8 protein-coding genes are annotated in these 11,243 nt (G+C 61.6%); 4 read left to right on the top strand and 4 right to left on the bottom strand.

Annotated features, from left to right (window positions below):
• Window positions 1-945, bottom strand: coding sequence for a glycoside hydrolase family 113 (locus tag K3174_RS00185; protein WP_221554830.1), 945 nt, complete (start codon window positions 943-945; stop codon window positions 1-3).
• Window positions 946-1,314: 369 nt separating this feature from the next.
• Here K3174_RS00185 and K3174_RS00180 point away from each other — a divergent pair, with 369 nt between their 5' ends.
• The 4 genes from K3174_RS00180 (at window position 1,315) to K3174_RS00165 (ending at window position 6,619) form a co-directional block, all read left to right on the top strand.
• Window positions 1,315-2,535, top strand: a complete 1,221-nt coding sequence (locus K3174_RS00180) for an NADP-dependent isocitrate dehydrogenase (RefSeq protein WP_221554829.1) — start codon at window positions 1,315-1,317, stop codon at window positions 2,533-2,535.
• A 111-nt stretch (window positions 2,536-2,646) separates the two neighbouring features.
• A complete protein-coding gene (locus tag K3174_RS00175; protein WP_221554828.1) occupies window positions 2,647-4,302 on the top strand; it encodes a carbon-nitrogen hydrolase family protein in 1,656 nt (551 codons plus the stop codon).
• 49 nt (window positions 4,303-4,351) lie between these two features.
• A complete protein-coding gene (locus K3174_RS00170) occupies window positions 4,352-6,112 on the top strand; it encodes a cation:proton antiporter domain-containing protein (protein ID WP_221554827.1) in 1,761 nt (586 codons plus the stop codon).
• A 3-nt stretch (window positions 6,113-6,115) separates the two neighbouring features.
• On the top strand, window positions 6,116-6,619 hold the full coding sequence (locus K3174_RS00165; protein ID WP_221554826.1) for a hypothetical protein: 504 nt from the start codon (window positions 6,116-6,118) through the stop codon (window positions 6,617-6,619).
• Here the strand turns inward: K3174_RS00165 and alaS are convergent.
• The 3 genes from alaS to K3174_RS00150 all read right to left on the bottom strand — a co-directional run bounded on the left by alaS (window position 6,616) and on the right by K3174_RS00150 (window position 11,209).
• Complete coding sequence (gene alaS / locus K3174_RS00160) at window positions 6,616-9,279, bottom strand: alanine--tRNA ligase (protein WP_221554825.1); 2,664 nt, start codon at window positions 9,277-9,279, stop codon at window positions 6,616-6,618. The genes K3174_RS00165 and alaS overlap by 4 nt on opposite strands.
• A 72-nt stretch (window positions 9,280-9,351) precedes the next feature.
• Window positions 9,352-10,182 carry a class I SAM-dependent methyltransferase gene (locus K3174_RS00155; protein ID WP_221554824.1) on the bottom strand — a complete coding sequence of 277 codons (831 nt, stop codon included), beginning with the start codon at window positions 10,180-10,182 and terminating at the stop codon, window positions 9,352-9,354.
• Window positions 10,183-10,186: 4 nt separating this feature from the next.
• Window positions 10,187-11,209 carry an NAD-dependent epimerase/dehydratase family protein gene (locus K3174_RS00150; RefSeq protein WP_221554823.1) on the bottom strand — a complete coding sequence of 341 codons (1,023 nt, stop codon included), beginning with the start codon at window positions 11,207-11,209 and terminating at the stop codon, window positions 10,187-10,189.
• Window positions 11,210-11,243: the final 34 nt, after the last annotated feature.

Raw genomic sequence — 11,243 nt, 5'->3', positions numbered from 1 at the left:
CTAGCGCGCCGCGAGCAAATCCTGTGCCGGTTTGTTCTGAATCGTGAAATCGGTGTCCCGTGGTCCGCCACCGTTCGGGTCGCTCAGCCAGCGCCATACCAGCGCGGTGTCTATTTTCTGTTCGTCCGCAATCTCGAGCCACATTTGCAGCACATCGCGCTGCACTGCCATATCCGGCAGGGCATCGCGTTCTTCGGCACTCTCCCAAGGTTTGTATGTCGCATCTACGGCCGAGCGAATGCCGATTTCCCCCAGCCAAGCCGGCTTTCCGTGCCGGTCGGCGAGCAACCTCAACGCCCGTGCTTCATTTCCTATCGCACGGCGCCAACCGGCACGGTCCGACGGGGAACCCAGTGCCGGGTAGGAGGACATGGCGACGATATCGAGCTGGTCCCAAAAACCGACTTGCCGCGCTTCTGCCGCATTATGCGCGACATAAGTGAGCCTGCCCGGGAAGACCGACCGTATTCGGGCAATCACTTTCGTCCATTCGGGTCGCTCGCTAGCCTGTTTCAGCTCTGTTCCGACACAGAACGTCTGTGCGCCTGCCTTGGCTGCGATGTCGGCGCAATCCGTCAGCGCCGCTTCATACGCAGCGAACCAGGCTTGCCAGTCGCTTTCGAGGGAGAATGTGATGCTGCCCGCCCAGCGATCGGGCACCCATATATGGGGTTTGACCAGCACCTCCAGCCCCGATTTGTGCGCCTGTAGAATACCGTCTTGCAGACGTTCGTTCGGCAGAGCATTGCCCCGTACAAGCTTGGCATCGCTTTCATGCGACTGCCAGAAGAAGGGTATCAGCGCGACCACGCCGGCCCCGCTGGCGGCCAGATGTTCGAAACTGGCCAGCGCCGCATTGCTGCCGAACGGTGCATTCGCGGCCTCGACCAGATTTGCCCCGGTCGTGACCGACGATCCGGATGCGGAGGCCGGCAATGACATCATGAACGGCACCGCGGCCGAGGAGGCGAGGAAGTCCCTTCGTCGCAATCCTGAAAGCTCTTTGAAATTGCCCGTCATATCCTTGCAGGTGATCGATCTCACCTCGTTGAAATTCTGCCACGCTTTCGCAAGCGATCTACCATTACCGAAAGACGACGTGAAGAGAGGCGAATTTGTCCAACCTTTCAGCCTTTGTCTCATGGAGTGTGTACGCTGTGTTTATTGCGAGGGCGAGTTCCCTTTCGATCTCATCGCCCTCGCCCCAGCCAAGCGCTCGATACCCTCCGCCCACGAGAACCGGTCCGCTCCCTTGCCCTCGCCCAGCGCTCTGCTATGGCGCGCGCAACTGAAATCCCAACGAACAGGACACCCATGGCGAAGATCAAGGTTGCGAACCCGATCGTCGAGCTTGACGGCGACGAAATGACAAGAATCATCTGGCAGTGGATCCGCGAGCGGTTGATCCTGCCTTATCTCGACGTCGACCTGAAGTATTACGATCTCTCGATTGAAAAGCGCGACGAGACCGATGATCAGATCACCGTCGATGCCGCGAATGCCATCAAGGAACACGGCGTCGGCGTGAAATGCGCCACCATCACCCCGGACGAAGCCCGCGTCGAGGAGTTCGATCTGAAGAAGATGTGGGTCAGCCCGAACGGCACGATCCGCAACATTCTGGGCGGCGTGGTCTTCCGCGAGCCGATCGTCATCGACAACGTTCCTCGCCTGGTGCCGGGCTGGACCGATCCGATCGTCGTCGGCCGCCATGCCTTTGGCGACCAGTACCGGGCCAAGGATACGCTAATCCCCGGAGCGGGTAAGCTGCGGTTAGTGTTCGAAGGCGAGAACGGCGAAAATATCGATCTCGACGTCTACGAATTCCAGAGTTCGGGCGTGGCCATGGCCATGTACAACCTCGACGACAGCATCCGCGACTTTGCGCGGGCCTGCATGAACTATGGCCTGGATCGCAAATGGCCGGTCTACCTGTCGACCAAGAACACCATCCTCAAGAAGTATGACGGTCGCTTCAAAGACCTGTTCCAGGAAGTGTTCGACAGTGAATTCAAGGACAAGTTCGCCGAAGCGAAGATCACTTACGAGCACCGCCTGATCGACGACATGGTCGCCGCCGCGCTCAAGTGGAGCGGCAAGTTCGTGTGGGCCTGCAAGAACTATGACGGCGACGTGCAGTCGGACGTGGTGGCTCAGGGCTTCGGGTCGCTCGGCCTGATGACTTCGGTGCTGATGACGCCCGACGGCAAGACCGTGGAAGCGGAAGCCGCTCACGGTACCGTAACCCGCCACTACCGTCAGCACCAGCAGGGCAAGGCGACTTCGACCAACCCGATCGCCAGCATCTTCGCCTGGACTCGCGGCCTCATCTATCGCGGTCGTTTCGACAATACGCCGGACGTCGTGAAGTTCGCCGAAACGCTCGAACGGGTCTGCATCAAGACGGTCGAGAGCGGCAAGATGACCAAGGACCTCGCGCTGCTTATCGGTCCGAACCAGAGCTGGATGACCACGGAGCAGTTCTTCGAGGCCATCGTCGACAATCTCGAGACGGAAATGGCCAACTGGGCCTGAAACCATCTTTCGACTTCGTCATTGCCTAAGCAGTGACGCGACTGACCGGGATCGGCGCACATGCCGCTCCCGGTCTTGTCGTTTTCGGCGTCGCCAACAGACGGGGAATGCATGGCCAGGGCAGTTCAGAAGAAGCGCACGGTTAAGCGCAAGGGTACGGAAAAATTCGGTCAGCGCAGGCTCGAAATCCGCAACGCCAAGATCAAGGATATCCGCGGAATCGCGGATCTGGTGCGCCGGGTCTATGAGGACATGCCCGCCTACACTCACGGCGAGATTCGCGGGCAGATCAACAACTTCAAGGAAGGCTGCTTCGTGGCCCTGCTCGACGACGAGGTAGTGGGCTATTGTGCGACCATGCAGGTTGCCGAAGCGCTCGCATTCCAGCCGCATGACTGGGACGAGATCACCGGCAATGGTTACGGCAGCCGTCACGATCCGACCGGGGACTGGCTGTATGGTTACGAGATGTGCGTCGATCCCAAGGTGCGCGGCGTCCGCATCGGACGGCGCCTTTACGAAGAACGCCGCGCGCTGGCCGAAGAGAGAGATCTGACCGGCATCGTCTTTGCCGGCCGCATGCCGAACTATCGTCGCTTTCGTCGCCGGGTCGCCGACCCGCAGGATTATCTGGACAAGGTGGTCGAGGGAAAACTGCACGACCCCGTGCTCCGTTTCCAATTGGCCAACGGGTTCGAGCCGGAGCGGATCATCGAAGGGTACCTGCCGGAGGACAAGGCCTCGATGGCAAACGCCGTGATGATGGTCTGGCGCAATCCCTATGTCGAGCGCGACCAACCGGTGAAGAAGCGCCTGCCGCGCGGGGTCGAGGCCGTTCGAGTGGCTACCTGCCAGCTGCAGGCCCGCCAGGTGTCGGACTATGATGAGTTCATGCGCCACGTGACCTATTTCGTGGATGTAGCAAGCGATTACGAAGCGGACTTCATCGTCTTTCCCGAACTCTTCACGCTGATGCTGTTGAGCTTCGAGGAAAAGGAACTCTCGCCGGTAGAGGCGATCGAGCGTCTGTCCGAATACACCCCTCGCCTGCGCACGGACATTTCCGAAATGGCCATGCGCTACAATATCAACATCATCGCCGGCTCGCACCCGACGCGAATGGAAGATGGCGACATACACAATGTCGCCTATGTCTGCCTGCGTGACGGGTCGGTCCATGCACAGGAGAAGATCCACCCCACCCCCAATGAACGCTACTGGTGGAACATCAAGGGCGGCGACAAGGTCGAGGTGATCCAGACCGATTGCGGTCCGATCGGAGTGCAGATCTGCTACGACAGCGAGTTTCCCGAACTGAGCCGCCGGCTGGCGGACGAAGGCGCGCGGATCATTTTCGTGCCCTTCTGCACCGATAGCCGTCAGGGCTATCTCCGCGTTCGCTATTGCGGTCAGGCACGTGCAATCGAGAACCAATGCTTCGTCGTGCTGAGTGGCAATGTCGGCAATCTGCCCAATGTCGGCAACATGGATATCCAGTACGCCCAGAGCTGCATCCTGACGCCGTGCGACTTCCCGTTCGCGCGTGACGGGATCGCCGCCGAAGCGACCGAGAACGTAGAGACGTTGACCATCAGCGATATCAATCTTGCAGATCTGCAATGGGCCCGGGCGGAGGGCACGGTACGCAATCTCGCCGACCGCCGCTTCGATCTCTATCGCATCGAATGGGATGAAACCGGCAAGCATCCGGGGAAGCCGCGCCCTCGCCGTGAACCGCTCGGCCCCGCCCATCCCGGCGGGGGTTAGGCGTTATCGCGTCGTGACAGCGTAGCGCCGGGCGGTTACGGATAAGCCCATGGCATCCGCTGAATTTGCAAGCCCGGCGATCTCGGACGCCCTCGTCATCCTTGGTGCGGCGGGGCTCGTCATCCCGGTGTTCACCCGATTTCGCGTGACGCCGATCATCGGTTTCATCCTTATCGGGATCGCTGTCGGACCCTACGGGCTCGGCCGGATGGTGTTCGAGCATCCCTGGCTGAATCACATAACGATAACCGATCCCGAAGCTCTTGAGCCATTTGCCGAATTCGGGATTATCCTGCTGCTGTTCACCATCGGACTCGAACTGAGCTTCAACCGCTTGTGGCAGATGCGAAAACTGGTGTTCGGCCTGGGGGCGATGGAACTGCTCGTTATCGGGACATCGCTCGCGATCGCGTTATCGATGATGGGCCAGTACTGGACCGGCGCACTCGCGCTTGGTTTCGCCCTCGCGTTTTCCTCCACCGCCATCGTGCTGCCGATCGCCGGCACGCATTCGCCGGTTGGGCGCGCGGCGCTGTCGATGCTGCTGTTCGAAGATATCATGATCGTCCCGATCATCTTCGTTCTGGGCGCCATGGCCCCGAATGCCGCGGGGGAAGGCTGGGAGGGCATGTTGACCACGCTGTGGCAGGGCGGTCTCGTGATCGTTGCAATGATGGCGCTCGGCCGTTTCGCCCTGCCCCGGCTGTTCGGACAGGCCGCTCGCACGAAAAGTCCCGAACTGTTCCTCGCCGCCTCGCTGCTGGTCGTGATCGGCGCGAGCCTTGCGACCGCTGCGGTCGGCCTTTCACCGATCGTAGGGGCGCTCATCGCTGGCCTGCTCATCGCAGAAACCGAGTATCACGGCGAGGTCGAGACGATCATGGAGCCCTTCAAAGGGCTCGCTCTCGGTATCTTCCTGATTACCGTGGGCATGAGCATCGATCTGCAGACGATCTGGGAAAATCTCGGCCTGATCGCGACGGCAGTGCTGCTGATTCTTCCGTTCAAGGCATTGGTCACCGGCGTCCTCCTCCGCCTGATGGGCGCCCGCCGCAGCACCGCAGCGGAAACCGGTATACTGATGGCCAGCCCCTCGGAAACCACGCTGATCATTCTGGCCGCTGCCAGTTCCGCGCTGCTGATCCAGCCGGGTACGGCGCAGTTCTGGCAGATCGTTACCGCTATCGGCCTTACCGTCACACCCCTGCTGGCGCAGCTGGGTCGCGCAATTGCGAGGCGTGTCGAACCCATTCCCGAAGTGCCCGACGATACCGGCGATGAGCGACGCGTGATCATCGTTGGCGCGGGACGCGTCGGGCTTCTCGTGGCACAGATGCTCGACGCGCATGGCAAGCCTTACATCGCGCTGGACGCCGATCCCGACTTGATCGAGCGCGCGAAACGCAGCGGCTTTCGTGCGACGTTCGGGGATGCCGCGCGCGGCGACTCCATGGATCGTCTGGGGGTCGAGAATGCGCTGGCCGTGGTCCTCACCATGGACGAACCCGTCCTGGTCCAACGCCTCGTTTCCAAGCTGCGCAAGGAGCATGAGGATCTGCTGATCGTCTGCCGTGCGCGCGACGTGCAGCATGCCGCCGAGCTATATCGGGTAGGAGCGAGCCATGCGGTACCCGAAACGCTGGAAAGCTCGCTCCAGCTATCCGAAGCCGTGCTGGTCGATATCGGTGTGGCGATGGGTCCGGTAATCGCTTCGATCCACGAAAAGCGCGATGAATTCCGCGAGCAGATCGAACAGGAAGGCGCGCTGGCCTACAAACCGAAGCTGCGGACGAGCACGTCGGAAGCCTGAACCGTGGCCGCCGTGCTCGAAACCCGTTCGGACTGCAGCCGCTGCGCCGCGCTATGCTGCATTGCCTATCCATCGGATGAAATGCCGGGTTTTGCGGCAGCCAAGGCTGCGGGCGAACCGTGCCCGAAGCTGCGCGCTGATGGCCTTTGCACGATCTACGACTCCCGCGCGGAGGAAGGTTTTGCGGGATGTATCCAGTTCGAATGCTTCGGTGCGGGGCAATATGTGGTGCAACACCTGTTCGGCGGCCGCGACTGGCGCGATGATCCTGACCTGTTGGCACCGATGGTCGATGCCTTTCTCGCCATGCGCCCCGTCGCCGACCTCAACTTTCTCGCCAAGCGCGCAATCGAAATTGCCGAGGAAGAGGATGTTCGAGCGACGGCGACCAGCTTGGCCGCCCGACTGCAGCACGTCGCTCGAAGTCTCGAAAATATCCGCGATAGTGCCGAAATGTCCGCGATAGAGCGCGAACTGCGCGACCTCTATCGGCGCATCGGCGCCTAAGCGGCAAACTTTGCGAGCGCTTGACGGACAGCGTCGATCGCAGCGTCGGCCTTGGCGCCGTCCGGGCCACCGCCCTGCGCCATGTCGGGACGACCGCCGCCGCCCTTGCCGCCCAGCGCTTCGACACCCGCGCGCACGAGATCGACTGCACTAAAACGATCGGTAAGGTCGTCGGTCACCGCCACCGCAAAGGCGCCCTTGCCATCATTGACCGCACAGACAGCGGCAATGCCGGACCCCATACGGGTCTTGGCCTCGTCGAGCAGCGGGCGCAGTTCCCTGGGGTCGAGGCCCGCAATCACCTGCCCCGAGAATGCAACTCCCCCGATATCCTCGTCCGCCGAACCGGCATCTGCCGTACCGCCGCCGCCGAGCGCCAGTGCGCGCTTCGCTTCGGCCAGATCCTTTTCGAGCCGTTTACGTTCCTCGATCAGTGCAGCGACGCGAGTGGGCGCCTCATCGGGTGACGTCTTCAAAGCGCCCGCAATCGCCCGAACCGCCTCGTCGCGCGCAACCAGCCATTGACGCGCGGCTTCGCCCGTCAAAGCCTCGATCCGGCGAACGCCCGAACTGACTGCGCTTTCGGAGACGATCTTGAACACGCCTATGTCGCCGGTTGCTTTGACGTGGGTCCCGCCACACAATTCGACCGAATAATTGCGCCCTTCGTCGCCCTTGCTGCCCATAGAGAGCACACGGACTTCGTCGCCATATTTCTCGCCGAACAGCGCCAGTGCGCCGGCGGCGACGGCATCGTCGGGTGTCATCAGACGTGTCAAGACCTGCTCGTTGGCGCGAATTTCCGCGTTTACCTCAGCCTCGATCGCAGCCACATCCTCATCGCTCAGCGGTTTGGGGTGAGAAAAGTCGAAGCGGAAACGATCGTCCGCGACCAGCGAACCCTTCTGCGTAACATGCCCGCCCAGACGATTGCGCAGCGCTGCATGCACCAGATGCGTCGCCGAGTGATTGGCACGGATACGGTCGCGACGCTCGGCATCGATGACGAGGTGGACGGCATCGCCGACCGAAACGGATCCCTTGACTACCTTGCCGACATGCGCGTGCAGGCGCCCCAGGGGCTTGTTCGTAGTGTTTACGGCAAATTCAAGACTTTCGGGCGTCCAAATCCGCCCGGCATCGCCGGTCTGGCCGCCGCTCTCGCCATAGAAGGGGGTCTGGTTGGTGAGGATGATGGCTTCGTCGCCTTCGCCGGCCGATTGCACTTCGACGCCGTCCTTGACGATGGCCACCACCGCAGCCTCGCCTGTGGTCGAGCTATAGCCGGTAAACTCCGTCGAACCTTCGCGCTCGGCGATGTCGAACCAGACTTCTTCGCTGGCCGCCTCGCCAGAGCCTTTCCACGCTTCGCGCGCCTTGGCCTTTTGCTGCGCCATCGCGGCGTCGAAACCATCCTTGTCGACGGCAATTCCCTGCGAGCGAAGCGCGTCCTCGGTCAGGTCGTAGGGAAAGCCGTAAGTGTCGTAGAGCTTGAATACGGTTTCGCTGGGCAGCGTATCGCCTTCGTCCATACCGACCGTCGCATCGTCGAGCAGCTTGAGGCCCTTGTCCAGCGTGCGGCGGAACTGGGTTTCCTCGCGCTCGAGCACTTCCTGAATTAGCGCCTGGCCGCGCTGCAGTTCGGGATAGGCCTGCCCCATTTCGGTGACGAGAGCCGGCACCAGGCGATACATCAGTGGCTCGCTCGCACCCAGAAGATGGACGTGACGCATGGCGCGGCGCATGATCCGGCGCAGGACGTAGCCGCGCCCCTCGTTCGAAGGCAGAACGCCATCGGCCATCAGGAAGCTGGTCGAGCGCAGATGATCGGCGATCACGCGGTGGCTGGCGGTCTTGTCGCCCTCGGCCTTGACGCCTGTCAGGCTCTCGCTCGCGGCGATCAGATTGCGGAAGGTGTCGGTATCGTAATTGTCGTGCACGCCCTGCATGACCGCGGCGACACGCTCGATCCCCATTCCGGTATCGATACTCGGCTTGGGCAGATCGCCGACGATCTCGTCGTTCTCCTGCGTGAACTGCATGAAGACGAGATTCCATATCTCGACGAAACGGTCGCCATCTTCTTCCGGCGATCCCGGAGGGCCGCCCCAGATGTGATCGCCATGATCGTAGAATATCTCCGAGCATGGCCCGCACGGGCCATCCGAACCCATGGCCCAGAAATTGTCCTTGGTCGGAATGCGGATGATCTTCTCATCGGCGAAGCCCGTCTGCTTCTTCCACAGGTCGAAGGCTTCATCGTCGGTGTGATAGACGGTGACCAGCAGACGTTCGGAATCGAGGCCCCATTCCTTGGTCAGTAGCGTCCAGGCGTGATCGATCGCCTGTTCCTTGAAATAATCGCCGAACGAGAAATTCCCGAGCATTTCGAAGAATGTGTGGTGGCGCGCCGTGTAGCCGACATTGTCGAGATCGTTGTGCTTGCCGCCTGCCCGCACGCATTTCTGGGCGCTGGTCGCGCGTAGTGCGGGAGGGGTTTCGAGACCGGTGAAGGCGTTCTTGAACGGCACCATGCCGGCATTGACGAACATCAGCGTCGGATCGCTGAACGGAACGAGCGGCGCGCTGGCGACTTCGGCGTGCCCATGTCGCGCGAAATAGTCGAGGAAGCTGCGGCGAATGTCGTTGGTCGAGATCATGAGCGGGCAGTTAGGCAATCGGGGGGCCAGCGACAAGCGCGAATGCCCGGCCAGACTGTGCAGGAATGGCGATCAGGCGGGGGCGCGGGCGGTGACGATCCAGCAGGCGGCAGGCAGTGCGACGGCCTCGTCCTTGCAGAATCGCTCCAGCATAGTTCGCAAGCTCGCGATCGCGGCCCTGCGCTCCGCGCCCTCCAACGATGCGACGGCACGCGCGGCCGGACCGATGCGCAGGAAGTAGGACAGAGCGTCGTCGACCGCATCGCTGCCACGACCCGCGATCATCGAGTAGTCGATCGCGTCGAAGTCGATATCGCTCCACCCGGCATCGCCGAGGATCCGCACGACCCGTTCGCGCTTGCCGAAAGCGAAGGGACCGGGCGCTTCGGGGTCGGCTGGCGGCTCGCTGGTGGGCGGCAAAGCTCCCGCAAGTTCCTTCACCCACACATTGTCCGCGCGATCGCGAAAGCACGAAAAGGTCATTCGTGCTCCCGGAGCGACTTCGCTCAGAACATGCGCAAATGCGGCCACCGGGTCATCGAAGAACATCACGCCATGACGCGAGACGATGCAATCCGGACGCTCCCGGTCGGCAGCACGCCAATGTGCGGCATCGCCCAGCTCGATACGAACATTGGGCTGGGAAGACGTCCGCTCCCGCGCAATGGAAACGAGATCTTCGGAGATATCGAGCCCGACAATCTCCGCCGACTCGTTGGCCTGCGCAAGTCGCAAGGTCACCTCGCCGGCCCCGCAGCCGATATCGACCGCCCTGGTAAATTCTTCGTTCTGCGCAATTTCGAGCAAACGGTCCGTCAACTGCCCGAAACTGCGATCGGTCCGCTGCCATTCATCGGCCCAGACATTGCCGACCTTGCCAGTCCACTCCGTCCGATCGGTCATTCCATCAGACCTGATAGTAATCGCGATACCAGTCGACGAAGCGCCGAATGCCCTCCCCGATATCCGTCTGGGGCACATAGCCGGTCAGCGAACGCAACAATTCGGCATCGGCCCAAGTTGCGGGCACGTCACCCGGTTGCATCGGCATCAGATTGCGCTTTGCCGCGATCCCCAGCGCGCTTTCGATGGCGGCGATCATGTCGCCGAGCTGCACCGGCTGAGAATTGCCGATATTGACAATCCGCCAGGGCGCTACCGGCGAAAGACTGTCCACTTCGGCGATCTCATCCGGACTGTCGGGTCGTACGGGCGGTGTATCGACCAGACGACGGATCGCCTCGACGAGATCCTCGACATAAGTGAAGTCGCGCATCATTTCGCCGTGATTGTAAACGTCGATCGGCTCGCCGGCGAGCATCGCGCGGGTAAACTTGAACAGCGCCATGTCCGGGCGGCCCCACGGCCCGTAGACGGTGAAGAAACGGAACATGGTCACCGGCAGATCGAAGAGGTGCGCGTAGGAATGCGCCATCGCCTCGGTCGCTTTTTTCGTCGCCGCATAGAACGACATCTGGTGATCCGTCTTCATCGTCTCGCGATAGGGCATTTCGGTATTGGCACCGTAGGCCGACGAGGTCGAAGCGAGCAGCATGTGCTGCGGCGGGTGCGCTCTCGCCGCTTCCAGAAGTTCGAAGGTGCCGACCAGATTGCTCTCGAGATAGCTGCGCGGGTTATCGATCGAGTAACGCACCCCGGCCTGAGCGGCCAGGTGGATGACCACATCGGGCCGGTATTCGGCAAAGAGATTTGCGAGCAGTTCCGGGGTTTCGATTGGATCGTTGATCGCAGCGAAGCCGGCATTCTGTAGCAGGGTGGCCTGCCGTCGGCGCTTCAGCTCCGGATCGTAATAGTCCGACAGGGAATCCACGCCGATCACTCGAAATCCGTCGGCCAGCAGGCGGCGACAGGTGTAATAACCGATGAAGCCTGCCGAACCGGTAACCAGCGCCGTCCGTGTCTCGCTCATCGATCGGCTCCGAACAGATCGCATTCGGCAAGTG

It is taken from the genome of Qipengyuania qiaonensis (assembly GCF_019711515.1).
Lineage (GTDB): Bacteria > Pseudomonadota > Alphaproteobacteria > Sphingomonadales > Sphingomonadaceae > Qipengyuania > Qipengyuania qiaonensis.
Note: the sequence above shows the minus strand (reverse complement) of the source record. Positions and strands in the feature narration are given on the sequence as shown.

Excerpts from the sequence above, each read along its gene's own strand:
- K3174_RS00185 (WP_221554830.1), bottom strand. The coding sequence starts at position 945 with ATGATGTCATTGCCGGCCTCCGCATCCGGATCGTCGGTCACGACCGGG.
- K3174_RS00180 (WP_221554829.1), top strand. The coding sequence starts at position 1,315 with ATGGCGAAGATCAAGGTTGCGAACCCGATCGTCGAGCTTGACGGCGAC.
- K3174_RS00175 (WP_221554828.1), top strand. The coding sequence starts at position 2,647 with ATGGCCAGGGCAGTTCAGAAGAAGCGCACGGTTAAGCGCAAGGGTACG.
- K3174_RS00170 (WP_221554827.1), top strand. The coding sequence starts at position 4,352 with ATGGCATCCGCTGAATTTGCAAGCCCGGCGATCTCGGACGCCCTCGTC.
- alaS (WP_221554825.1), bottom strand. The coding sequence starts at position 9,279 with ATGATCTCGACCAACGACATTCGCCGCAGCTTCCTCGACTATTTCGCG.
- K3174_RS00155 (WP_221554824.1), bottom strand. The coding sequence starts at position 10,182 with ATGACCGATCGGACGGAGTGGACTGGCAAGGTCGGCAATGTCTGGGCC.
- K3174_RS00150 (WP_221554823.1), bottom strand. The coding sequence starts at position 11,209 with ATGAGCGAGACACGGACGGCGCTGGTTACCGGTTCGGCAGGCTTCATC.